23 protein-coding genes and 1 riboswitch are annotated in these 25,142 nt (G+C 46.5%); of the genes, 9 read left to right on the forward strand and 14 right to left on the reverse strand.

Annotated elements, in window-relative coordinates:
* Nucleotide 1: 1 nt before the first annotated feature.
* The 8 genes from DN062_RS16475 to cysD form a co-directional block, all read right to left on the reverse strand.
* Nucleotides 2-709 (reverse strand): electron transport complex subunit E, encoded by a 708-nt coding sequence (locus tag DN062_RS16475; protein ID WP_112160395.1) that lies wholly within the window; start codon nt 707-709, stop codon nt 2-4.
* Entirely contained in the window at nt 699-1,352 is a 654-nt protein-coding gene (gene rsxG / locus DN062_RS16480) for an electron transport complex subunit RsxG (RefSeq protein WP_112160396.1), read from the reverse strand. Before rsxG ends, DN062_RS16475 begins: the two co-directional genes overlap by 11 nt.
* Nucleotides 1,352-2,410 carry an electron transport complex subunit RsxD gene (rsxD, locus tag DN062_RS16485; RefSeq protein WP_112160397.1) on the reverse strand — a complete coding sequence of 353 codons (1,059 nt, stop codon included), beginning with the start codon at nt 2,408-2,410 and terminating at the stop codon, nt 1,352-1,354. Before rsxD ends, rsxG begins: the two co-directional genes overlap by 1 nt.
* Entirely contained in the window at nt 2,410-4,113 is a 1,704-nt protein-coding gene (rsxC, locus tag DN062_RS16490; RefSeq protein ID WP_112160398.1) for an electron transport complex subunit RsxC, read from the reverse strand. The genes rsxD and rsxC overlap by 1 nt, the downstream gene beginning before the upstream one ends.
* Complete coding sequence (gene rsxB, locus DN062_RS16495; RefSeq protein WP_112160440.1) at nt 4,110-4,709, reverse strand: electron transport complex subunit RsxB; 600 nt, start codon at nt 4,707-4,709, stop codon at nt 4,110-4,112. Before rsxB ends, rsxC begins: the two co-directional genes overlap by 4 nt.
* Before the next feature lie 12 nt (nt 4,710-4,721).
* Entirely contained in the window at nt 4,722-5,303 is a 582-nt protein-coding gene (gene rsxA, locus DN062_RS16500) for an electron transport complex subunit RsxA (RefSeq protein ID WP_112160399.1), read from the reverse strand.
* A gap of 171 nt (nt 5,304-5,474) precedes the next feature.
* Complete coding sequence (gene cysN, locus DN062_RS16505) at nt 5,475-7,142, reverse strand: sulfate adenylyltransferase subunit CysN (protein WP_112160400.1); 1,668 nt, start codon at nt 7,140-7,142, stop codon at nt 5,475-5,477.
* Nucleotides 7,143-7,154: 12 nt separating this feature from the next.
* The gene (gene cysD, locus DN062_RS16510; protein ID WP_112160401.1) at nt 7,155-8,072 is read right to left on the reverse strand and encodes a sulfate adenylyltransferase subunit CysD; all 918 of its coding nucleotides are present in this window, start codon (nt 8,070-8,072) and stop codon (nt 7,155-7,157) included.
* 337 nt (nt 8,073-8,409) lie between these two features.
* Here cysD and DN062_RS16515 point away from each other — a divergent pair, with 337 nt between their 5' ends.
* The 8 genes from DN062_RS16515 (at nt 8,410) to DN062_RS16550 (ending at nt 15,654) form a co-directional block, all read left to right on the forward strand.
* Nucleotides 8,410-10,068 carry a nitrite/sulfite reductase gene (locus DN062_RS16515; RefSeq protein WP_112160402.1) on the forward strand — a complete coding sequence of 553 codons (1,659 nt, stop codon included), beginning with the start codon at nt 8,410-8,412 and terminating at the stop codon, nt 10,066-10,068.
* Entirely contained in the window at nt 10,052-10,537 is a 486-nt protein-coding gene (locus DN062_RS16520) for a DUF934 domain-containing protein (protein WP_112160403.1), read from the forward strand. Before DN062_RS16515 ends, DN062_RS16520 begins: the two co-directional genes overlap by 17 nt.
* Before the next feature lie 13 nt (nt 10,538-10,550).
* Entirely contained in the window at nt 10,551-11,279 is a 729-nt protein-coding gene (locus DN062_RS16525) for a phosphoadenylyl-sulfate reductase (RefSeq protein ID WP_112160404.1), read from the forward strand.
* A gap of 55 nt (nt 11,280-11,334) precedes the next feature.
* Nucleotides 11,335-12,747 (forward strand): siroheme synthase CysG, encoded by a 1,413-nt coding sequence (gene cysG, locus DN062_RS16530; protein ID WP_112160405.1) that lies wholly within the window; start codon nt 11,335-11,337, stop codon nt 12,745-12,747.
* Between the two features lie 5 nt (nt 12,748-12,752).
* A complete protein-coding gene (locus tag DN062_RS16535) occupies nt 12,753-13,031 on the forward strand; it encodes a GIY-YIG nuclease family protein (protein WP_112160406.1) in 279 nt (92 codons plus the stop codon).
* A 191-nt stretch (nt 13,032-13,222) separates the two neighbouring features.
* Complete coding sequence (locus DN062_RS16540) at nt 13,223-13,927, forward strand: MlaA family lipoprotein (RefSeq protein WP_112160407.1); 705 nt, start codon at nt 13,223-13,225, stop codon at nt 13,925-13,927.
* A gap of 72 nt (nt 13,928-13,999) precedes the next feature.
* Nucleotides 14,000-15,166: a SpoIIE family protein phosphatase gene (locus DN062_RS16545; protein WP_112160408.1), complete on the forward strand. Its 1,167-nt coding sequence runs from the start codon at nt 14,000-14,002 to the stop codon at nt 15,164-15,166.
* Between the two features lie 2 nt (nt 15,167-15,168).
* The gene (locus DN062_RS16550) at nt 15,169-15,654 is read left to right on the forward strand and encodes an STAS domain-containing protein (protein ID WP_112160409.1); all 486 of its coding nucleotides are present in this window, start codon (nt 15,169-15,171) and stop codon (nt 15,652-15,654) included.
* 73 nt (nt 15,655-15,727) lie between these two features.
* Here the strand turns inward: DN062_RS16550 and uca are convergent, their stop codons facing one another.
* The 6 genes from uca to DN062_RS16580 all read right to left on the reverse strand — a co-directional run bounded on the left by uca (nt 15,728) and on the right by DN062_RS16580 (nt 23,526).
* A complete protein-coding gene (gene uca / locus DN062_RS16555; protein ID WP_112160410.1) occupies nt 15,728-19,333 on the reverse strand; it encodes an urea carboxylase in 3,606 nt (1,201 codons plus the stop codon).
* A 90-nt stretch (nt 19,334-19,423) separates the two neighbouring features.
* On the reverse strand, nt 19,424-20,068 hold the full coding sequence (locus tag DN062_RS16560; RefSeq protein ID WP_112160411.1) for an urea amidolyase associated protein UAAP2: 645 nt from the start codon (nt 20,066-20,068) through the stop codon (nt 19,424-19,426).
* Between the two features lie 11 nt (nt 20,069-20,079).
* Nucleotides 20,080-20,799, reverse strand: coding sequence for an urea amidolyase associated protein UAAP1 (locus DN062_RS16565; protein ID WP_112160412.1), 720 nt, complete (start codon nt 20,797-20,799; stop codon nt 20,080-20,082).
* Nucleotides 20,792-21,595: an ABC transporter ATP-binding protein gene (locus tag DN062_RS16570; RefSeq protein WP_112160413.1), complete on the reverse strand. Its 804-nt coding sequence runs from the start codon at nt 21,593-21,595 to the stop codon at nt 20,792-20,794. Before DN062_RS16570 ends, DN062_RS16565 begins: the two co-directional genes overlap by 8 nt.
* Nucleotides 21,595-22,413 (reverse strand): ABC transporter permease, encoded by an 819-nt coding sequence (locus tag DN062_RS16575; protein ID WP_112160414.1) that lies wholly within the window; start codon nt 22,411-22,413, stop codon nt 21,595-21,597. The genes DN062_RS16570 and DN062_RS16575 overlap by 1 nt, the downstream gene beginning before the upstream one ends.
* A gap of 60 nt (nt 22,414-22,473) precedes the next feature.
* Nucleotides 22,474-23,526: a putative urea ABC transporter substrate-binding protein gene (locus tag DN062_RS16580; RefSeq protein ID WP_112160415.1), complete on the reverse strand. Its 1,053-nt coding sequence runs from the start codon at nt 23,524-23,526 to the stop codon at nt 22,474-22,476.
* 55 nt (nt 23,527-23,581) lie between these two features.
* A riboswitch (guanidine-I (ykkC/yxkD leader) is annotated at nt 23,582-23,682 on the reverse strand.
* Between the two features lie 428 nt (nt 23,683-24,110).
* On the opposite strand from DN062_RS16580, the gene dusA reads away from it, so the two are divergent.
* The gene (gene dusA / locus DN062_RS16585; protein WP_112160416.1) at nt 24,111-25,142 is read left to right on the forward strand and encodes a tRNA dihydrouridine(20/20a) synthase DusA; all 1,032 of its coding nucleotides are present in this window, start codon (nt 24,111-24,113) and stop codon (nt 25,140-25,142) included.

Below are 25,142 nucleotides of genomic sequence, written 5' to 3' on the forward strand. Positions count from 1 at the left end.
ATCAGCCTGTTATTCGCACTCGCTTAGAACCGGCTGAAGTGGTTTCGAGACTTTGCGCAGAAATTGCGCGATTTTTTAAATGCAAATCGATTCTATTCTTCAAGGCGATCAGTAGGCCAAGTCCTACAAATGCGCCTGGTGGCAAGGCTGCAAACAGAAATCCGCGATACTCTTCAATGAGAGTTATCTGCCAGTTCTGTGCTATGTCACCGAAGATTAGATGCATATTGCTGAAGAGTGTACCAAAAGCAATGGCTTCGCGCATGGCTCCCAGCAAAATCAATACAAGTGTGAAGCCGATTCCCATCATTAAACCATCGACTGTAGAGTCAAGAACTGTGTTTTTTGAAGCGAAGGCATCGGCTCGACCCATGATGGCGCAGTTAGTTACGATCAATGGAATAAAAATTCCCAAGATTAGATAAAGCTCATAAGTAAAGGCTTGCATCAGTAACTCAATAGCCGTCACAAAGGCGGCTATGATCATGACAAATATAGGTAAGCGAACGGATTCAGGGACTTGATTGCGAAACGCTGAGACCGTTAAGTTGGAGCCAACCAGTACAACAATGCTCGCAATGCCTAAGCCAATCGCATTGACTACCGTGCCAGTCACGGCAAGTAGAGGACATAAGCCTAAGAGTTGGACTAGCGCTGGATTGTTTGTCCAGAGTCCATCTTTAACAATTTTGTTCAAGTCAGTTGCCATTACGAGCCTCGTTTAATTGGGTGTCTTGAGTAGGCAAGGATAAAAAATCGATGCGTCGTTGCTCGAAGGTTTGTAAAGTACGAGAGACCATTCGAACAACGGCTCTCGGTGTGATAGTTGCTCCGGTAAATTGATCGAAATCACCACCATCTTTTCGAACATTCCAACGATAGGCTTCCTGAATTTGGTAGTGAGCGTTGTTAAAATCAAGAATCCAGTTCGATTTTGCCAGTTCGATCTTATCTCCAAGTCCGGGTGTTTCTTTGTGTGACAAAACACGAACACCTGCTACGCGTCCATCTTGCCATATGCCTACCAGCATCTCGATATCACCACTGTAGCCATCCTGAGCAGTTACCGGAATAATAACGCCTTTAACTTCTTGGTTTTGTATGGCTCGAAAAATCGTAACTGAGGTAGGAGCACCCAATTCAGGTAAGTTCATTTCCCAAGTATTCAAATGTAAGTTTTCATCAAGGCTACGAGGAATAATTTCGTATAGTGCACGTGCTTGGTGTTCTTGGTGATTGCTCTCGATTTTATCTCGAGTTAAGACCTGAGTGGTTGCGATCAGTCCTGCGGTTACGGCCGCAAAAATCGAGATGCCCAGTACGCTTTTGCGAATGCTATGGCTTAAATCCATTAACGACTACCTCCGCGAGTTGAGGTTGATTGTTTGTGGCCATAGCTGCGCGGTTGAGTGTATTGGTCAATAAAAGGGGCTGATAGATTCATCAATAATACAGCGAAAGCCACTGCATCAGGGTAGTTCCCCCAGGTTCGAATGACGTAAATCAAAATGCCAAGACCAATGCCAAAGACGATTTTACCCTTATTGCTGGTTGCACCTGAGACAGGATCAGTGGCTATAAAAAAGGCCCCCATCATCGTTGCTCCCACACCCAAGTGCACAAAAGGGTCTGCAAAGTTGGATGGATCTCCACCGTAAAATAGACTTGCTAGGATAAATAAGGTGACTAGCATCGATAAAGGGGCATGCCAAGTCATAATCTTTCGATAAATAAGAAAAATGCCGCCCATGAGCCACGCGGCGCTGACTCCGTACCATGCAAATACTGCTTGGCTGAGTACGTCAGATGAGCGCCAAATTTCTTCCGTGGTGAGGCTGCCTTTATGCTTTAACACTTCTAAGGGGGTTGCTCCCGTAAAGGCATCAAGTGACAGCGCTTGGGGTGAGTTAAAGATAATTGCAAGTGTTTGTGAGAAGCTAGGTAGTGCTTGCCAAGAGTCGCCTAAGAGCACAAAAGGGGCGTTCCATTGTGTCATTTCGATTGGAAATGAAATCAATAAAAGTGCATAGGCTACCATGGCTGGATTAAAAGGATTTTGGCCTAACCCCCCATACAGGTGCTTCGCAATGACAATCGCGCTAAACATGCCAACAGCTGTTATCCACCACGGTGCCATAGGTGGGATGGCAAGCGCGAGTAGGACAGCCGTTACTAATGCGCTGCCATCACTTAGAAAAAAGCGTAATGAGCGTTGTCTTAAATATAAAGCGAAGGCTTCAAAAATGAGCGCAAACGTACAGGCTAAAAAGATGTGTATTAGGCTTCCCCAGCCAAAAAAGAAAGTGAGCGCCAAGAGAGCAGGGAGCATTGCGACCAACACGAGTCGCATGACGCGAGCAGTTGAGTTAGCCTTTGATACATGGGGTGAACTTAAATGAATGAGTGCCATTAGCTTTGCTCTCCGCCTGCGTCTATCCAAGCTTGTTGTGCTTCATTGGCTTTTTGCTCTAACAGTAGGATCGTTGTTTCCAACTTGTCTATTCCTTCTAAGCCTTTCTCTCGCGCATTTTTTAGAGCATCGTTCGCTTTCTTCAGTTTTGTCCGTGCAACTGATGCAGCCGTTTTAAGTTGCTTGATTTGAGCCGCTTTTTCTTCATCAGAGTTCAACTCCTTTGGTGTGGCTTCAGCAAGTTTACGTTCGGCTTGCTGTTTTGCAGCGGCCTCGGCTCGCTCTTTTCTTCGTAACTCTTTCTCCGCAGCTTCTCGCTCTAGGCGAGCTTGTCTAGCTTCAAAGCGAATGCGTGCATGGGAGGCTTTTTGCTGTTCAAACTCTTCAGTGCGAATTTCAGACTTTGCAAAACGATAGTGCTGCACGAGTGGAATATTGCTCGGGCAAACATAGGCGCAGGCACCACACTCAATGCAGTCAAATAAATTGTGTTGTTTCGCTTTGTCGAACTCTCGGCCCTGAGCAAACCAGAAGAGTTGTTGGGGCAAAAGAGAGGCTGGGCAAACCTGCTCACACATACCGCAACGTATACAGGGTTGTGCTGGCAAAGCAGGAGGCATTTCATCTTCGGTAGCGGCAATGATGCAATTGGTTGTTTTGATAACAGGTATGCGTTCATCATTGACGCCAATGCCCATCATTGGGCCGCCCATTACTAGGCGAAATAGAGTCGTGCGGTTGACCTCAGCGGCTTCAAGCAGTGTTGTAAAGGGTGTGCCAATTAGGACTTCATAGTTTTGGCGGTGGCCTAGCGCGTAGCCAGTTAGAGTCACGACGCGAGAAATTAAAGGCTCGCCTTTAAAAACAGCTCGGTAAATTGCCGCGGTAGTTCCAACGTTCTGGCAGACAATGCCTATGTCGGCAGGTATTGAGCCTGAAGGAACTTCGATTCCTGTGAGAAGCTGTATTAATTGCTTTTCGCCGCCAGATGGGTATTTGGTTGGCACAACACAGATGTCAATATTTAATGTTGATGCGCGCAGGGCCTGGTCCAACGCTTTGATCGCTTGAGGCTTATTGTCTTCAATTCCTATAAGTATGTGGCTAGGCTTTAGGAGGTGCGCAATAATTTCTATACCCGCTAAGATCTCATCACTGCGTTCTCTCATCAGGGCATCGTCAGCGGTAATATAGGGTTCGCACTCGGCCGCATTAATGATTAGGGTGTTGATAATGTGATCATCACCTAAGTGCAGTTTTACATCTGTCGGAAATCCGGCCCCACCAAGCCCTGCAATGCCTAAATCTCGAATGTGATTAATCAAATCCATTTTATTCATGGATAGGTAATCAGCAATCGGCGATAGGGTGGACCATTCGTCTAAACCATCGGTGTCAATTACAATGCAGTCTGACTCTAGGCCCGATGCGTGAGGAACGGGTTGGGGTCCTATGTAAGTTATAACACCCGAACTCGGCGCGTGGAGTGAGCTGCTGATTCGGCCGTTGGCCTCTGCAATTTTTTGCCCCTTAAGCACTCGCTCGCCTATCGCAACGCAGGGAAGTGCCGCTTTTCCTATGTGTTGCTGTAAGGGCAAAATGAGCTGAGCAGGAATAGGGGCTAAGCGTATATTCGCCCCTAAAGATTGTTTTTTATTTTCGGGTGGATGGATGCCACCATGAAAGCTGAAAATCCGGCTCATTGGCTTGCTCCCTGAAGAAGTTGGCCACGTCCTCTGTCTGTCAGAATAAGGGATGGATCTGAGACGGGGGCTGGCCACTTCCAGTTGGCGGGTGTGACAGGTAACGGAATCATATCAATGCAGTCGACAGGGCAGGGTTCAACGCAAAGGTCGCAACCCGTACATTCGCTGACAATCACGGTATGCATTTGTTTAGCGGCTCCCAATATTGCATCTACAGGGCAAGCTTGAATGCACTTAGTGCATCCTATGCATTCGTCTTCACGGATGTAGGCGACTGTTTTCGGCTTTTCTTCGCCATGCTCAGCATCAAGAGGAATAGCTTCTAAATCCAGTAAGTCAGCCAGAGCATCAATTGTGTTTTGTCCACCAGGCGGGCATTTGTTGATTGAATCTCCATCAGCAATGGCTTGTGCATAGGGCTTACAGCCTGGGTAGCCGCATTGACCGCATTGTGTTTGAGGGAGAAGGGCATCAATCTGTTCGACAATTGGGTCGCCTTCCACACGGAAGCGAACCGCTGCAAACCCCAAAATAATGCCAAAAACGGAGGCTAAGGCCAATAAAACCACTACTGCTATAAGTATAGAGCTCATCATGCGTGTGCCTTAAAATTTGACCAAGCCAGTGAAGCCCATGAAAGCGAGGGACATTAGGCCCGCGGTGACCATGCCGATTGCCGCACCTCGGAAGGTGACGGGCACATCCGCAACCGCAATGCGTTCGCGCATGGCGGAGAAAAGAACTAAGGCTAGAGAAAAGCCGACAGCGGCTCCAAAACCGTATGCGATTGACTGGATAAAGTCGTTTTGTTTCTGAATATTGAGCAGCGCAACGCCCAGGACTGCACAGTTCGTTGTAATTAAAGGCAAGAAAATGCCCAGCAGTTTATGCAGCAGTGGGCTGGTTTTGTGGACAACCATTTCAGTAAATTGTACAACCACCGCGATGACGAGGATGAACGAAATTGTGCGTAAATACACCAGATCAAAGGGCATTAATACGTATTGATACACCAAGTAACTACAAACAGATGCTAAGGTCAGTACAAAGGTGGTGGCTAGGGACATGCCCATGGCTGTTTCAAGCTTATTTGAGACGCCCATGAATGGACACAACCCTAAGAATTGCACCAATACAAAGTTATTGACTAACACCGTGCTAATCAAGATAAGCAAAAAATCAGTCATAGTGGTTATCAGCTAATCCGAAAGTCGAGAAGTAAAGTGTGATATTTGAATCAAATCATCAATAGTAACGTTATACCCTGTCGATGCATTGATTTTGCGCAGACTTCATTACTTTTGCTGGCGGATTATACCGTATCAAGGAAGCCAACTCATCCCTGATACGGATTTAAATCACACAATCAATCGTAAGATGTTAGTTACCTGAGTATCTAACTGACTCTCTGAGTCAAGTGTAAGAGTGGTGGCTTGATCAAACGGTATGTCCACGTTGGTTAAAACAATGAAACCGGTTTCAAGCAGCGAAGATGCCAGAAGTTTGATTGCTTCTGGGGATGCTGAGTGCGTATCTGCGTCTAGTAGATAAACAAAATGACCACGCTCAAACAGGGCTTTTTCTAACGTAAATAGCACGCTTCGTGCAGTGTCTTTGTTTGTGCTGTTGAGTTGGATTAATTGAGCAGATTGTCCTAAGCGCTTGCTCCATAAGTCAGGGGTGAGCGCGCGGGTGTGCGTGAGACTGAACTCAGGATTTTCGTTGTCTGAAGAAAGAATCATACCCGCTGCAACAGTTCGGTGAGTCAATCTGTCGACTAGAATAAAAGAGCCAGTTCCTTTGTGTTGATGGTAATCGTCGGCCACTGTGCTTTGTTCAAGTTGAATTTCAACTTTGGCAATTTCATTGAGCTCAAGCCCTGCAGCGGGGGAGTGGGCCAGGGTGTTTACATCAATTTTGTGATGAATGCGCGTTACTTTGCCTGTTTGACGGCGAGTCGCAAGCTTAACCTCATAGTCTTTAAGTGTATTAAGAGGTGTCTCATCCATCCAGACTAGGTGAGCACTAAATGCTTGACGTGCTTTAGGTACTTTATCTGCGAGGACTAACAAGTCGCCTCTAGAGATATCAATCTCATCGTCTAGGGTCAGGGTTACAGCCATTGGAGCGAAAGCTTCTGTTAACTCGCCATCCCAAGTGACAATTGATTTTACGCGGCTGGTTTTGCCCGAGGGTAAAACAGCGACTTCATCACCGACTCGAACAATGCCAGAAGTGAGTGTTCCGCAGTAGCCACGGAAGTTAAGGTGCGGACGATTGACATACTGGACAGGAAAGCGCAATTCATCAAAATTTTGATCCTGTGCGATTTCAATGGATTCCAGTTGCTCCATCAACGGCTCACCTGTAAACCAAGGCATATGCTCAGATGGGTTGACGACGTTATCACCATTTAATGCGGAAATAGGAGCAAAATGGATATCCGGCAGATTTAGGTCTTTAGCAAACGCCAAATAATCTGCTTTGATTTCGTTGAAGCGTTCTTCGCTGTAGTCCACTAGATCCATTTTGTTGATGGCAACGATCGTGTGGCGAATGCCCAGAAGCGAGACGATAAAGCTATGACGGCGCGTTTGCACTTGAACGCCGTGGCGCGCATCAATCAAAATAATGGCTAGGTCGCAAGTGGATGCGCCTGTTGCCATGTTGCGTGTGTACTGCTCGTGCCCTGGTGTGTCGGCAATGATGAACTTACGCTTAGACGTCGAAAAGTAACGGTAGGCAACGTCAATAGTGATACCTTGCTCTCGCTCAGCTTGCAAACCATCGACCAGAAGGGCTAGATCGATTGCTTCGCCAGTGGTGCCCACTTTTTTGCTATCGTGCGTGATGGCCGCCAGTTGATCTTCGTAGATCATTTTGGAATCGTGGAGCAAACGCCCAATTAAAGTTGACTTTCCATCATCCACGCTGCCGCAGGTTAGTAACCTAAGTAATTCTTTGTTTTCATGTTGATGAAGGTAGTGCTTAATATCGGTGGCAATTAAATCGCTTTGATGACTCATTTCATAATCCTCTTAGAAGTAGCCTTCCATTTTCTTTTGCTCCATTGACCCGGCGCCGTCGTGGTCAATCGCTCTACCTTGACGCTCAGATGTCGTGGCAAGGAGCATTTCTTGAATGATTTCTTCCAGTGAGTCTGCTTCTGACTCAACGGCTCCCGTGAGCGGGTAACAGCCTAGTGTTCTGAAGCGAACTGACTTCATCATTGGCGTTTCATTGGGATTAAGAGGCATGCGTTCATCGTCGACCATAATTAGCATGCCATCGCGTTCAACCACTGGGCGTACGGCCGAGTAATACAAGGGGACGAGATCAATATTTTCTAGGTAGATGTATTGCCAAATATCAAGTTCTGTCCAGTTGGAGAGAGGAAAAACGCGAATGCTTTCACCTTTATCAACACGAGTATTAAAAATATTCCAAAGCTCAGGTCGTTGATTCTTTGGATCCCAGCGGTGGTTTTTATCACGGAATGAGAAAATTCGTTCTTTTGCGCGTGATTTTTCTTCGTCACGGCGCGCCCCACCAAAGGCAGCATCAAACTTGTAATGGTTTAGTGCTTGTTTAAGGCTTTGGGTTTTCATAATATCCGTATGCTTTTTGGAGCCGTGCACAAACGGGCTGATGCCCATCTCAACACCTTCAGGATTGATGTGAACAATTAAGTCCATGCCTGCTTCTTTTGCCATTTTGTCGCGAAACTGAATCATTTCACGAAACTTCCATGTTGTGTCGACGTGCAATAATGGAAAAGGTGGGGTGCCAGGGTAAAACGCTTTGCGTGCTAAATGAAGCATGACTGAAGAGTCTTTACCGATGGAATAAAGCATGACAGGGTTGTCAAACTCAGCGGCCACTTCGCGGATGATGTGAATGCTCTCAGCCTCGAGTTGTTTAAGGTGAGTTAGTCGGTATTCAGGTAATGCTGGCATAGCAAGACTCTTCCCTAGGTTATAAGAACGGGTATTTGATGCGTGGGATTATGGTGTATGTTGGATAAAATAAAAAAGAATAAATAGATATTTTTATATACCATTAAGTAATATGCGATCATTCATATGCGAAGCCTCGCTTATCCTTGTAAGATGGTGAAGGGTTTGGATCTGAGATGTTCCATGCCAGCGAGTTAGGATACTGTTAACTACTAAATGATCTAATAAAATTCATAATTATTATTTAAAGTTATATTGCTTTCAGAGTACACTGGGCAACTGTCTGCTCATTTGAAAGCCTGTCAATGAACACGGGTGTCAGAGGAAATGTGTAATCATGTATCAGTATAATCAGGTCGATCAACAGATCGTTAATGAACGCGTAGAACAGTTCAGGGATCAGACGCGACGCTATTTGGCGGGTGAGTTATCGGCTGATGAGTTTTTAGCTTTGCGTTTAATGAATGGTCTTTATATACAGCGTCAGGCGCCTATGTTGCGTGTGGCGATTCCTTACGGACTTATGTCGGCTGAGCAAATGCGTATGCTGGCGAATATTGCACGTAAGTATGACAAAGGCTATGGTCATTTTACAACGCGCACCAATATTCAGTTTAATTGGCCGAAGCTAGAAGAAGTGCCCGATATCCTAGCGGAGCTGGCCACCGTACAGATGCATGCCATTCAAACATCGGGTAATTGTATTCGTAATACGACGACCGATCACTTTGCAGGCGTTGCCGAGAGTGAGCTTGAAGATCCAAGACCTTGGTGTGAGATTATTCGTCAATGGTCAACCTTGCATCCCGAGTTTGCCTACTTGCCTCGTAAATTCAAGATTGCTGTTACAGGTTCAAAAGAAGACAGAGCAGCGAGCCAAGTTCATGATATTGGATTGCATTTGGTGCAGAACGCTGAGGGTGAAATTGGCTTTGAAGTTTTAGTTGGCGGCGGTCTTGGTCGAACGCCTGTTATCGGTAAAGTGATACGTGAATTCTTACCGAAAGAAGATTTGTTATCCTATCTTGATGCTATTTTACGTGTGTATAACCTTAAAGGGCGTCGTGATAACAAGTATAAAGCACGTATCAAAATTTTAGTCGAAGCGCTAGGTGCCGATACGTTTAGAGATCTTGTTGAAGCTGAGTGGGTCTACACCCGCGACACCGAGTTGAAGTTAACGGCTGAGGAAATTGCACGTGTTAAGGGCTTCTTTACGCCTCATGCTTATGACCCAAGTGCAAAAGACGATGCTAGCTTAGATCAACAGTTAAAGGATGATGCAGACTTCCGAGTTTGGTTTGAACGTAATACTCGGGCACATAAAGTCGGTGGCTATCGCTGCGTAGTTGTGTCACTCAAGCCTTTACTCGGGCCGCCTGGTGATATCACCGATTTACAAATGGATGTCGTTGCTGATTTGGCGGATCGTTACAGCTTTTCTGAAATCCGCTCAACACATGATCAAAACTTGGTTTTAGCTGAGGTTCGTCAAGCCGACTTGTATGCGGTGTGGCAAGTCTTGTCGGAGCATAATCTTGCAAGAGCGAATATCAATACTCTAACCGATATGATTGTGTGCCCAGGTTTTGATTTCTGTGCCTTGGCCAATGCTAAAACGCTGAACATCTCCGATGCGATCAATGCTGAATTTGAGAATTTGGATTATTTGTATGATCTAGGCGATATTCAGTTGAATATGTCAGGTTGTATTAATGCGTGTGGGCATCACCATGTAGGCCATATTGGTATTTTAGGTGTCGACAAAAAAGGCGAGGATTGGTACCAAATTACGCTGGGTGGATCTGGGCGCGAAGATGCATCTTTAGGTAAGGTGCTGGGTAAATCGGTTGCAGCTGATGAGGTGCCTTCTGTCTTGCGTAAGATATTAGAGACCTATATTGAACAGCGTACTGATGAAGAACGTTTTTTAGATACAGTACGTCGCGTTGGTTTAACCCCTTTTAAGGAGAAAGTCTATGCCACTGATCATTAATCGAGAGAAGGTTCAAGATTCTTGGGCGTTGGTGAGTCCTGAAGAAGGAGCAGATTTTGTTGAACGAGCCTCTGGTCACGAACTTCTATTGGTCCCATTTGATTGCCTAGAAGTTGCTGATGCTTTGGGTTCAAAGCAGTTGGGTGTACAGGTGACAGGGGAAGTCGAGGTTGAACAACTCGTGCCTTGGCTTTCCAAGCTCTCTTTAATTGCGATTGAGTTTCCTGTGTTTCGTGATGGACGTGGCTTTAGTTTAGCGCGTCAGTTGCGTCGAGTTGGTTATACGGGTGAGTTGAGAGCGGTCGGTGACGTTGGGCGCGATCGCTTAGGGTATCTTGAACGTTGCGGATTTAACGCATTCTTAATTGCGGAAGAGGCTTACTCTGATGAGCTTTTGCAAGCTTTTTCAGAAATCAGCGTTCATTATCAGGGCAGTGCGGATGATCCGCGCCCGATTTATCATCAATGATATGGGGTGAAGTGTGACTGATAGCTTAACGCCAGAGTTACAAAGTAAAGTTGATTCCGTTGTCGCCCGTCTTCAGGAAGCAAGCGCACTTTACGAAGGAAGCCTTGTACTTGCCAATAGTTTAGGTGCTGAGGATATGTTGCTGGCCGATCTTATCGATCGCCATGCATTGTCAATACCACAGTTTGTGCTAGACACAGGGCGCCTTCCAGAAGAAACCTTGACCTTGTTGGCGACGATGACCAAGCGTTACGGCGCATCAAAAATAGATGTTTATTATCCTGACGCCGCCTCAGTAGAAGCCTATGTTCGTGAGTCTGGGATTAACGGATTCTATGAATCTCAAGCGCTTCGAAAGCAATGCTGCGCTGTGCGTAAACTTGAGCCCTTAGCGCGGGCGCTTAAAAGTCGTAAGGCTTGGATCACTGGCCTGCGTCGGGAGCAGTCGGTTACGCGTGATGCTGTGGAGTTCTCGGAGTGGGATGCTGGGAATGGGCTTCAAAAATTGAACCCCTTAGCTGACTGGAAAGAGTCAGAGGTGTGGGCCTATTTGCGTTTCTTTGAGGTTCCTTACAATGAATTGCATGACCGCCACTATCCAAGTATTGGCTGTGCACCTTGTACCCGAGCCATCTCTGTGGGCGAGGACTTGCGTGCAGGGCGTTGGTGGTGGGAGAATCCAGAAAACCGAGAGTGCGGACTGCATGCAGCTTCCTCATTAATACCTCTAAAACCCAGATAAAATTTGTTATCAGCTTGCAGTAGCAGGCTGATACCCTCGATCTAGGATCTTAATCATGGAATATCTACCTCTTTTCTTTGACCTCAAGGGTCGTCAAGTTTTGCTTGTCGGAGGAGGGGATGTTGCGTTGCGCAAAGCACGATTATTGGTAAGAGCTGGTGCTCTAATCACGGTTGTGTCTTTAGAGGTCCATCCTGAGTTGCAAGCTTTGCTTAAGGAGTCGCAAGGGGAAATCATTATCAGTGAGTACGCGTCTAGTTTAATCTCTGGCAAAACCTTAGTGCTCGCAGCAACGGACGATGAAGATTTGAATGAGCAGGTGTACCACGATGCCGTGGCTGCGAATGTGCCTGTTAATGTTGTTGATAATCCACCTCTGTGTACGTTTATTTTCCCAGCTATTGTTGATCGTTCACCTATTGTCATTGGGATTAGCTCAGGGGGGCAATCCCCCGTATTGGCACGTTTACTGCGTTCAAAGCTAGAGAGTCAAATTCCAGTCAGCTTCAGTCGTTTAGGTCAGCTAGTTGGGCGCTTACGTGACAAGGTTAAAGCGCGGTTTAGCTCGGTCAATGAGCGCCGTGTTTTTTGGGAAAAAGTGTTGAATGGTCAAGTGGCAGAGCGTGTGTTTTCAGGGCAGGACGCTGAAGCTGAAGCACTCTTGTTGGCACAAATAGAAGCGGGAAATCCCGATAGTCAAGTGGGTGAAGTTTACTTGGTTGGTGCAGGACCGGGTGATCCAGAGTTGTTAACGTTTAAAGCATTGCGGCTCATGCAGCAGGCCGATATCGTTCTTTATGATCGTTTGGTTTCAGCCGAAGTGCTAGAAATGTGTCGTCGAGATGCCGATCTTATTTACGTGGGTAAGAAGCGAGATCATCACGCTGTACCTCAGCAGGACATTAATCAACTCTTAATTGAGCATGCACGAGCCGGAAAACGAGTTGTCAGGTTAAAGGGAGGCGATCCCTTTATCTTTGGTCGTGGCGGTGAGGAGTTAGAGGAATTAAAAGCTGCGGGTATCCCTTTCCAGGTAGTGCCTGGTATTACTGCAGCAAGTGCGTGTTCAACCTATGGTGGTATACCCTTAACCCATCGTAACTATGCACAATCGGTTAAGTTTGTAACAGGTCAGTTGAAAAATCGAACAACCGATCTCAATTTTGAAGAGCTTGTGCAGCCGAATCAAACAATTGTTTTTTATATGGGGCTTCATACGCTTGATTTGTTGGTAAGTGGCTTGTTAAGCCATGGAAAACCTGAAAACACTCCGATTGCGATTGTTTCTCAAGGCACTTCACCGCGGCAAAAAGTCCTGACGGGGGTTCTTTCAAATATTGTTGAGCGACAAAATCAAGCTCAGTTAGACGCCCCAGCCATTATTATTGTTGGAGAGGTGGTGTCGCTTCAAGAAAAACTAGCTTGGTTCGGTCAGCAAGCACTGGACGATGCACCCCTTAATTCATAATTTTAATGTCTGATGCAAATCCCATCTGGTACGTATATCTATTACGCTGCTCAGATAACTCACTCTACACGGGCATCACCACTGATCTTGAGCGTCGTCTCCAAGAGCATAACAGTTGCGACAAACGTGGTGCCCGTTATACGCGGACGAGAAGGCCTGTTCAGCTTGTTTATTTTGAAAAACAAGCTGACCGCAGTCTTGCATCCAAGCGTGAAAGTGCATTGAAAAAATTATCTCGCTTAGGTAAGGAGCGCCTAGTTCTCAACGCACCTAGTGTCAATTAAGACACCTACTTTAATCATTTTTCCTTTATTTTGGATTTTGGCCTTCTAAATTAGGTGCTATTGCATCTTTGCTGTTCAGTAGCACCTATGTTTTAAATAATTATAACTTGAGAATGCTTTATTCGCAGCGCATCAATGACTACAATAACAAAATTACGTCCATGTACGTCAGGCATAGTAAAGGATCCATAATGGTGTCAATTTTTTCGAAAAAGCTGGCCGTCGCCAGTCTGGTTACGTTTGTGTCGATAGCTCCACTTCAGGCACAAACCGAGAGTGATCCATGGGAAGGCTTCAATCGTGCAATGTTCTCGTTTAATGAAACAATTGATCGTGCAGCGATAAAGCCTTTAGCGCAAGGATACAAATTTGTAACGCCTGAATTGGCTCAGACAGGTGTCAGTAATTTTTTTGATAACCTGAAAGGCATGCGTAACTTTGCTAACAATTTGTTGCAGGGCAAGGTGCATAATGCATTTGAAGACGTAGCACGTTTTACGTTTAATACAACCTTTGGTTTGGTGGGTCTAATTGATGTCGCAACTCCTATGGGGATTGCTAAACATGATGAAGACTTTGGACAAACGCTAGGGTATTGGGGAATGCCTTCAGGCCCATATGTTGTATTGCCGTTTATGGGACCGAGTTCAGTTAGAGATACAGTGGGTATGGTTCCCGACTGGTATCTTAATCCAATCGTGTATATTGATGATCGCGCTACACGTAATTCGTTGCAAGCATTACGTTTAATTGACACTCGTGCTCGTTTACTTGAAGCTGAGCGAATGATCTCAGGTGATCGTTACTCGTTTATTCGTGATTCGTATTTGCAACGTCGGGAGTTCCTTGTTCGTGATGGCGATGTTCGCGTAAGCTTTGACGAAACGGATTTTTAAACGCTAGTCATGTTCAAGCGTATTTCAAGTAGGGTGTTCATGAATCATAAAAACAGCAGGGGTTACTGATGTATGATTCGCCCTAGCCATACGGTGTTAGTGGTTTCATCGTCTGCCATTGTGATTGAGCGTCTACAATCGCTATGTGAGCAGTGTGGTTTGCCTGACCTAAGTATGGTTGTGTGCGAACAAGTGGCGGATGCTGAAGCTATGTTGGAGCACAAGTCTTTTTCCTTGACGCTTCTTGACCTTTCAAATGGCGTTAGCTTAGGTTTTCTCGATTATGCATCGTCGATACTCAATCCTAAGCCTGTTGTTGCGATCATTGGTGAGGGGAGCTCAGAGACGATCATAAATGCCTTGCGTGCTGGAGCAGATGATGTGTTTGTGGTAGAGGATTTGGAAATCAGTCCAAAGCTGTTTATCTACTCAATGAAGCGTCAGTTGCGAAGAGCTTTATACATAGAAGAGTCAAAGCGTTTAAAAGACTCACTTGAGCGCAGCTTGGATGAACTCAGAGCCGATCATCATGCAGCCCAGCATGTTCAACAAAACCTTTTACCTCCTCGTCATCAAACCCTAAATGGTTTAGTGGTGGAGTACACCTTGAAGCCCTCTTTACTGCTGAGTGGTGATTTTGTTGATGCTTTAGAAATAAATGACCACTTAATTATTTTCTATCTAGCCGATGTTTCAGGTCATGGCGCGTCTTCGGCATTGGTTACGGTATTATTGAAGAATTTAACGCACCGATTGTTAAGAAACTACAAGCGTCATTCGAGTTTCGATATTCTGTCACCCGTGCTAACGCTTGAGCGTATCAATCGAGAAATGCTGCTAACAGGTATGGGTAAGCATATGACCATGTTTGTAGGGTTGTTAGACACACAAACATCCAAGTTGATCTACGCAACAGGTGGCCATCACCCCATGCCTATCTTGAGCTGTAATCACAGCAGTTCATTTCTAAAAGGGCGTGGAATGCCGGTGGGATTGTTTGAAAAACCTGAGTTTGAAGAGCATCAGTTAGATTTGCCTCAAGTGTTTAGTTTGACCCTGTTTTCAGATGGTGTTCTTGAAATAATTAAGGGTAGCTCGTTGAAAGAAAAAGAAAACTGGCTATTAAATACTTTACAGCCAGGGCATATCGAGTCTTCTCAGCTGACGGAAATGATTGAGTCAGGCTTTGAAGATGTTCGACCTGATGATGTCGCAATTATGACTGTATCTAGAGCCTGATCATGAGTGATGGTGAGATTTTTTTTGCATGCCGTGATGGGCATTATGTTTTAAAGTTTGTGGGGGAAGTGCGCCTGACGCTCTGCTCTACGATTGATCAGCATTTAGCGTTTTGTCTCGCTAAAGAAGAAATTACCGATACACTTATTGACCTAACTGAAACCAATAATATCGATAGTACTTCTTTAGGACTGATTGCGAAGCTGGCAATAAAGTGCTCCGAACGAAACATGCCTAAACCAACCATTGTTTCAACGAATCCTGATATTACTCAGATTCTTCTCGCCATGGGCTTTGATAAAGTCTTTGTCTTATTGGATGTGTTGCCTACCAGTGTCAGCGATCTTAAACAAGTTCCGTTTGTTTTAGAATCTGAAAATGAAGTTCGCTTGAGAATCATTCAGGCGCACAAGGTGTTGATTGATCTTAATGAGGCGAATCGTGATGCCTTTAAAGGATTGGTTGAGACCCTAGAAAAGTGTTCGTAAGCGCTACTAGATACTTCATTGTGTTTTGGTTGGCCTAGCGGCGATAGAATCACCCCTAGGCCGTAGCGCAGTTTCAGCAAACTATTGATTGCATTACGACAAGTGCTTGGCCAGGTCGAACGCGCGTCCCGCTTTTAATGAGGAGCTGTGTCACTTCGCCTGCTTCTTGAGCAAAAATGGGAATTTCCATTTTCATGGATTCCAGAATCACGAGTAACTGTCCTGGCTGAACTCTATCCCCAATATCAACCTTGATCTCCCATACGCTCCCCGACACAGGGCTGTCTGCGATGAGGCTGTCCTCTGGCCAAGCATGCTCTTCATGAGGTGTTGTTGTTTCTTCTGAATGAAAGTCAAACTGGTCGGTTGCATGCCAATGCGAAAGTTCGGCTTCAAAGGCGGCTTCACGTTGTTGATTAAAGGTAGCAATGGCTTCTGCCTCAGACTCAATCCAAGCCTGATAGTCAGCTAAACTAAATTCTCGCTCTTCAATGGTAAGAGGGTAGTGGCCCTGAGGGAAGTCTCGCCGTATTTTGATCAACTCATCAGCACTGACCTCATAAAATCGTATTTGATCAAAAAAACGCAATAGCCAGGGGGATTGAAACTCTGCAGTTTTGCGATAGCGATTCCACATTTGCAACGTGCGTCCGACAAATTGATAGCCACCTGGACCTTCCATGCCATATATACAGAGGTAGGCCCCCCCAATGCCAACGGAGTTTTCGGCGGTCCAAGTACGTGCGGGGTTGTACTTGGTTGTGACCAAACGATGGCGTGGATCAATGGGCGTGGCCAAGGGGGCACCTAGATAAACATCACCAAGACCCATCACCAAATAGGAGGCTGAAAATACGATGTCTTTTACGGCCTCTATTGAAGGTAGTCCATTGATCCGACGAATAAACTCCAGATTGCTTGGGCACCAAGGTGCGTTTTTTCGCACAGACTGGCTGTATTTGTCTATCGCTAATTGGCAGGCATCATCGTTCCAAGATAAGGGTAGATGAACGATACGTGACGGCACTTTCAAGGTGTTAAGTCGGCCTCGTAGCTGCTCCTCACCCCTTTTTAGATGCTCAACCAGTTGAGCCGCACTCATAACCTGCGCGTCATAGTGTATTTGCAGTGAGCGTACACCGGGAGTGAGCTCTCTCAAGCCATCTAATTGCTGGTCATAGAGCCATTGCATGAGCGCGTGGACTTTAAAACGTAAGCCGAGATCGAGGTGCTGCTCGCCATACTCGACCAGCATGAAATGATCACCGGCAAGGCGAATGACAAGTTCATCTTTGAGGTGTTCGGAAGGGAGCTTGGCAAAGATGGCCGTCTCTGGTAGGTAGGTTGCTATCTCTTGAGGGGGGGGAGGCGTTAAGCTTGTGATGGTTGTCGTTTGAAGTGCTTCAAGGCTGACGGCATCCGCTAAGGCAATGGGAATGAACCGGACTTTGTCTCCTGAGCGTAGTTGACCCAGTTTCCAAAGGTCGGCCGTAATGACGGTTGCAGGGCTGACAAAACCGCCAAGGGAGGGCCCATCGGGGCCTAAAATCACGGGCATATCACCGGTAAAGTCGACAGCACCAAAGGCGTAGGCGTTATCATGTATATTTGAAGGGTGCAGACCTGCTTCACCTCCATCCCGTCGTGCCCATTGTGGCTTAGGGCCGATTAAGCGAACGCCTGTGCGACTTGAGTTGTAATGCACCTCCCATTCGTTTGCAAAGAAGGTTTGAATATCGTCTGGGGTGAAAAAATCAGGCGCGCCCTGTGGGCCATAAATGACACGAAGATCCCACGTAGACTGAATTTGAGGCTTAAGTGTTTTTGCTAATGAAGCAGGTGTTTCTATAGGCGTTACATCCGCGGATAACGCTAGTACATCGCCCACTTGCAAAGCTCGACCATTGTGGCCGCCAAATTGGCCAAGAGTAAAGGTTGATGCCGAGCCTAAATAGTCAGGGCACTGAATTCCGCCTCGTACACATAGATAGCATCTCGCACCCGTAGCAATACGTCCTATGTTAAGTGTATCTCCAGCTTCAAGATTGATGACTTCCCATAATGCGACTAATTGATTGTTACGCTTAACTTCAACGTCAGCTCCCGTAATAACGACTTGTGTGGGTGCTGAAAAGACCAGGCTTGGACCTTGTAAGGTGATTTCGAGGCCGACTGCAGATTCTGGGTTGTTGAGGAGGCGGTTGCCTAAACGAAATGAGTAGCTATCAAAAGGGCCTGATGGCGGAATGCCAACGTGCCAATAGCCTTGGCGCCCAGGAAAGTCCTGCAAGGTGGTTTGTGTGCCCGCATGAAGAACATCGATCCGCTGACACTGATGGGTAAAATGATTCAAATACTGGGTGGTGACTCGGCCTGCTTGAAGCTGTGCATCTGCAGTTAAGGCCCGTAAATAGGCTAGATTCGTTTCGCTGCCGTAAAGTTTAATCTCGTGCAGTACACGATTGAGTTTGGCAAGTGCGGCTTCACGACTTGTATCATGTACGATCACTTTAGCCAACATCGGATCAAAATAGGGCGGAATTTCCATACCACTTTCAATCCAATGATCAATGCGTATTCCTTCGCCCTCAGGGAAGAACACCTCGGACAAAAAGCCTGCACAGGGCTTGAATTGTAAATAAGGATCTTCAGCATAGAGTCTGACTTGAACCGCATGGCCGGAGGCTTTGAGTTGTGAGGCGGCTTGCTGTAAATCGAAGGCTTCACCACTGGCTTGACGTAGCATCCATTCTACAAGATCGATGCCATACACCGCTTCTGTGACGCCATGCTCGACCTGTAAGCGCGTGTTTACTTCTAGAAAGTAAAAGTCCTGAGTTTCCGTATCGTAAATGAACTCAACAGTGCCAGCATTACGGTAATTCACACTGGCAAGTAAGCTTTCTGCCGTGTTATAGAGTGCCTGACGTGTTGCGTCGGATAAATGGGGGGCGGGGCACTCCTCAACTACTTTTTGGTTGCGGCGTTGGCTGGAGCAATCGCGCTCGCCAATCGCAATGGCCGTGCCCTTTGCATCACCAAACACCTGGACCTCAATGTGCCGAGCATGCTGGACAAACTTCTCCAAAAAAACACCGTCGTCTGAAAAGTTATTTGCACCTAGGCGTTTGACCTTATCGAAGGCTTCTTGCAATGTCTCTTGGGTATAACAGAGTTGCATGCCAATTCCACCCCCGCCAGCAGTGGATTTGAGCATGACTGGGTAGCCAATACGGTTTGCCTCTTCGCAGGCATGGTTAACATCGGTTAAGAGTTCGGACCCCGGTAGTAAGGGAACGCAGGCGGCTAAGGCTAGGCGTCGTGCCTCATGTTTCAAACCAAAGCACTGGATTTGCTCAGGTGTGGGGCCAATAAAAACAATCCCTTCGTGTTCGCATAATTTCACAAACTCGGTATTTTCACTCAAAAAACCATAGCCTGGATGAATGGCCTGCGCGCCGGAGGCTTTACAGATCTGGAGAAGTTTGTCGGTATTTAAATACGTCGCTGCTGCGTTACCTTCACCTAAAGAGTAGGCTTCATCGGCTAGGCTGACGTGTAAACTTTTAGCATCACATTCAGCGTAAACGGCAACCGAGGTGATATTGAGCTTTTTGAGTGTTCGTAGGATGCGCGTTGCAATCGCGCCACGGTTTGCAATAAGCACTTTAGAAAACATAGTCTATCCTGTGTGCGGGCCGTCCCGACAAACGTATCTATGGCAGTGGTCGTCCACTGACGTTATAAATGAGCGAACCGAATACCGCGTTTATGACGCATCCCAGACCAAGAGTTCAATTGGGGTGGGGTTATATCCGTTACAGGGATTGTTCAGTTGTGGGCAGTTCGATATGAGAACCAGTACGTCCATCTTTGCTGTCATTTCGACGTACTTTCCGGGAGCAGAAATGCCATCGGCAAAGGACAAGTTGCCATCAGGTGTTACCGGTACATTCATGAAGAAATTGATATTGTGGCCGATATCACGTTTGGTCAGTCCCCATTGTGGATGCTCATTGATGGCCAGCATCCAACTGTCTCGACAGGCATGCATGCAGCGTTTTTCAAGGTCATAACGAACACTATTGCTTTCGGTAGCACAGGCACCGCCGAGCGTATCATGACGACCGCAGGTGTCGGCGACAATGACGAGCATTTCATGTTGTAAATTGGACATTAAGCGACTGCCGGCCGTGAGATAGAGCGCTTGCTGCGCTATCAACGTGTCGCTCAGGCTGTAACGTTCAGAAGGATCCTTAGCATTGTAAAACAGAGTGTCGGCGGCTTGGTTTCCCTCTAAGTCGACTAAGCGCATAGTTTGCCCTTCCTTGACTAAACCTAGGTAGTAATCCCCCGAATCAATCTTTAGGCGCGTGACCGCTGTTTGAGGTTGACGTTGGCTTTCAATAATCATGAGGTGTCTCCTTAGCGTCCCAAGTAATATAAGGCATTGTTTTCAAAGCCCCGACGGTTTTCGTGACACGAGTTTAGGCATAGGTCATCGTCTTGCATTGCTTGCGCCGTACCGAGTTCGATCAATATTGGGCTGGCTGGATAGGTTTCAGCATGATTGAGTGGGTGAGGGCAGGTGTGAAGAACCACGAGGCTATCCATCTCAAAGCGCAACGTGACTTGAGCCGCTTTTTCATTGGATTGTGTTACCCATGACAAGTGGCCATCTTCCTGAGTTACAACTTTACTAAACAAGTTGAGGTTGGCAGGCATGTCGGCTTGGCTGAGCCCATATTTGGCCAGTTCAACTAAAAACGCATCCTGCCCATTTTGATGCCATTGATTTCGATGGTTTTGGTAGTCACGCATGCCCCAGCGTTTTTCAACGTCAATCGCCGTACTGTTGCCACACAGGGTTTCATGCCAGCCAAAGGTATCTTCCGTAATGGAGCAAAAAATACGTCCCATATCCGAGTATAAACAATGGCCTTGCGTCAGCTTAAAGGTGTGTTGGCATTTTAAGGTGTCGGGTGCATTGTAACGTTCGAGTAAATTCTCTGGATTGTAAAACAGCATACCGACATTGCCAGTGCCTTCTAGGTCGGTTAAGCGCATAGCCGTTCCTTTAGCCATGCGTAAAGACCAATGTCCGCCACCGGGAATTTGTGTTTTGTAGGTGGTTTCTTTAATCATGCGAGGGTTCCTCCATTAAGGGTTCATCTGGGATCATGACCGGGCGCAGTTGGTTATCAATTTGCTCATAGAGCGATGTGTCAATTTTGCCAATGGGCAGATCGTAGGTAATGGTGGCACCATAGGCGCCTGGTGCTTGAGGATCGTGGCGCACCTTATCAAACACCCAAAGACGTGTTCCTAAATAAAATCCCTCTTTGAGATCATGTGTCACCATAAAAACGGTTAATTTATAGGTGCGCCATAAATCTAAAACTAACTGGTGCATATCTGCGCGTATGCCTGGATCTAGGGCACCAAAGGGTTCGTCTAATAACAAAATTCTGGGCTTGCCCAGCAATGCTTGTGCAATGGCAAGACGCTGTCGCATGCCCCCCGACAGCTCGTGTGGATAGCGTGTTATCGCATGACTCAATCCCACCTGCTCAAGGATGTCGAGTGCGGCCGTGCGCGCATCATGCTTAGCCTGGCCGAATAAATACCCCGTTAGTCCTTTGCGAGAAAATGCGCGTGCAGCCATCACGTTTTCTAAAACAGTCATGTGCGGAAAAACAGAGTAATGTTGAAATACGATACCGCGATCAGAATCAGGCTCGGTACGGATCGGTTGATTATCCAGCAGTAGCGTTCCGGTGCTGGGGGATTCAATACCCAAGAGCATTTTTAAAAAAGTGCTTTTGCCGCAACCTGATGCACCCACTAAGGTCACAAACTCACCTTCGTTTACGGAAATATTGATGCGCTCCAACACCACTTGATCGTCATAACGCTTCCAAATATTTTTAGCAGTAATCATCAATGGCCTCCTTTCACATGCCAAGGGAAAAGCTTACGACTGAGCAGAGCCAATACTTGATCCAGAATAAAGGCAAGGCAGGTGATCCAAGCAACGTATGGGAGTATGACGTCCATCGACATGTAACGTCTGACGAGGAAAATGCGATAGCCTAATCCATCCGTTGATGCAATCGCTTCAGCTGCAATCAGAAAGAGCCAACCAGCCCCCAAGGATAAGCGCACCGCATCCAGTAGTTTTGGCATCAGTTGTGGCAACAGCACGCGGATTAACACTTGAGAGGTGTTGGCTCCGAGGGTTTGTGCCTTAATTAACTGCTCAATGGGGATCTCTTGGCAACGACGTTGTATGTCACGTGCAATGAAGGGTGTGATGCCGATTGCGATCAGTGCTACTTTCGATAATTCGCCTAAGCCAAAGACAATAAATAAAATGGGTAGGAGCGCCAAAGGTGGAATTAAGGATAAGACGGTAATTAAAGGTGAAAAAGTCGCGCCCATTAAGGGTATGGCGCCTGTGAGTAAGCCAATTAAAAGCCCAACGCTGGCCGCAATTAACATACCGAGAAGTAAACGCTGAAGGCTACTCCAGGTATCACCCCAAAAAATATACTCTCCGGTACGAACATTGGGCGTGAGCGCCATGCGCGACCATGCCTCGCCCATCTGACTAAATGAAGGCAGTAGCTTGTCATTTGGATTGGCCTCTAAGCGCAGATCAGATGCGATCATGTAGATGACCACACAAATCAATAGTGGCAATAATCCTAAACAAAGTGCCGAGAACCGACTGGGCTTTATGTTCAATATGCGTTTCATAGTGTGTCCCGTCGGGTGCAAGGCACCCGTTAGTCAAAAGACAAAAAATAGAAGAGCGTCTTACAATTGGTCTTCAGCGGCCAGTTGCATAAAGCTTGGGTCGAAGCGTAATTGAACATAATCGGGGTTGCCGATGATGCTAGAAGGGGTTTGGATACCGATATAACCCGCATCAGGTGCACCGTCACCGAGTAAGCCATGTGCAAAGGAAAACTCAGCAACCTTTTGCATGGTATTAGGTAAGGATTCACTTAACGCAAATTCAATGGCTTCTTGTGGGGTGTAAAACATCAGCGTGCTAGCAAGTTGTGCCTCATATCCGGCGAGATCGGTGCCGGACGCCTCGGCCATGGCGGTACGAGCAGCAGTGGCTGTTTCAGCACCTTCTTGCATCATTGCAAGGGTTTCATACCACGCGCCGACTAAAGCTTTGCCAAGCGCTGGGTATTGGCTTAGGGTGTCGGTATTCACGACCAGAAGATCAATGATTTCACCCGGAATCTTTGACGAGTCAAAGACAAGGTTCATTGAGTCTTGGCTAAGGATTTCATTGAGTAAAGGGTTCCAAGTGGCAATTGCTGTAACGGAAGGTGTGGTTGAAATGGCGACCATATCCGCATCTGAGGTGTTCACAACGCGGATGTCACGTTCGGTGAGTCCCACTGTTTCAAGGCCACGTGCCAACATGTAATGGGATACACTTAATTCAACCAGGTTCACGGATTGGCCTTTGATCCCTTCTAAGCTATCCAATCCTTTTAAAACAATGCCATCATTACCATTCGAAAAATCACCAATAATTAGTGCTGTCGAATCAACGCCACCAGCCGCAGGAATGGTTAACGCATCCATATTGGTCATGGTGCAGGCGTCAAATTCACCGACGGTGTATTGATTGATGGATTCGATGTAATCGTTAATTTGCACGACATCAATCGTGATGCCGTATTTGTCAGCCCATTTGCTGACGATACCTTCATCAGCGGCGTAGCCCCACGGCATCCAACCGACATAAATAGACCAGCAGATTTTGAAATGATCACGTGCCATGGCAGGTGACGACATCACCAAAATCGCGAGAGAAAAAAGAACTAAGCTATAAAAACGCTTCATAGGACACCTCACAGTTGTCACATAGGATGGAGTACTCTCGGCATAATCGCCGATCATCTCCCGGGCTTTTGTCCCGCCGTGTGACCTTCACTGGAAGGTTGAGTGCTCTCGGACCAGTCATTGCAAGATGCAATCGGAACCCTAGCGCTCTATTAAGGTAAATTGTGTGCTTTTCAGCATTACCGAGAATACTGTCAAGTTTACAAAATAGATATAGCAAGCATGATGCCAACTTTATAATTCTTTTTAAATCAAAAAATTAAGGTGTCTTAGATTAGAAGGTTGGGCTGTGTGTGCACCAAAATGGCTGGCGAGTGTTAGACAATGGGGCAAAGGGGTAGGTTGTCAGTTAGTCTGTACGAAGCATTTTCAGGTTTCAGTTTTGCCGTTTGGCTGTCTGCCAAAGGCGCTGGATTCGCGTTATACTAGCGGCTTGCCTTTAAGCTCTTTGATCATGTCACGATTATGCATTTCTGGCTTTCACCTTCTGTTGTGTCACTTCCTTTCGTAATGAATGGATAGGCGCATCAAATCTTGGATAAATGAGGCATGTGCGATCAATATATGACTGGAAATAACCGAAAATGATTCAGATACCAAGCCCTCTAAATGCAGTTCAATCGACTGCTGCAGCGGATAAGGCGAAAACACTCACAAACCATCGCTTCTCCGTTGCCCCCATGATGGATTGGACTGATAAACATTGTCGGTATTTACACCGTCTTATTTCAAAACATACCGTTCTTTACACGGAAATGGTGACCACCGGAGCTCTAATTCACGGAGATGCCAAGCGTTTCTTGGCCTATAACCCTGAAGAACATCCTGTCGTGCTGCAACTCGGTGGTGGTGATCCGCGTGAGTTGGCCATCTGCGCTAAAATGGCTGAAGACCATGGATACGATGAAGTTAACCTAAACGTCGGTTGCCCAAGTGATCGTGTGCAAAATCATATGATTGGCGCGTGTTTAATGGCGCATCCGGATCGAGTGGCAGACTGCATCGATCAAATGCAACAAGCCGTTGATATTCCAGTAACCATCAAGCATCGTTTGGGGATTGATGAGCTTGATAGCCAAGAATACTTGCTTGAATTTGTCAGAAAAGTACGCGATACGGGCTGCAAAACCTTTATCATTCATGCTCGTAAGGCAATTTTGCAAGGACTCAGCCCCAAAGAAAATCGTGACATTCCTCCGCTTCAATATGAAAGAGTGTACGATGTGAAACAGGCATTCCCCGATCTGGATATTTGGATTAATGGCGGTATTAGAACCCTTGACGAAACGCAGCAGCATCTGCAGCACGTGGATGGTGTAATGGTTGGGCGCGAAGCCTATCAAAACCCATTTCTCTTGAGCGAAGTTGATGCATTGCTTTACTCTGATCCATCATCCATTAAAAGTCGCTTGGAAATTGCGCATGCGTTTGAGCCCTATGTTGCGGAGCAACTGGCAAAAGGGACACCACTTTACGCTGTGGTTAAGCACATGTTAGGGCTGTTTCATGGGCAGCGTGGTGGAAAACAGTTCAGACGACACATTAGTGAAAACGGACATAAACAGGGCGCAGGGCTTGATGTCTACAGGCAAGCTCTTGAATTAGTCTCCTCTTAG

Origin of the sequence: Nitrincola tibetensis (assembly GCF_003284585.1) — a bacterium.
Classification (GTDB): domain Bacteria; phylum Pseudomonadota; class Gammaproteobacteria; order Pseudomonadales; family Balneatricaceae; genus Nitrincola; species Nitrincola tibetensis.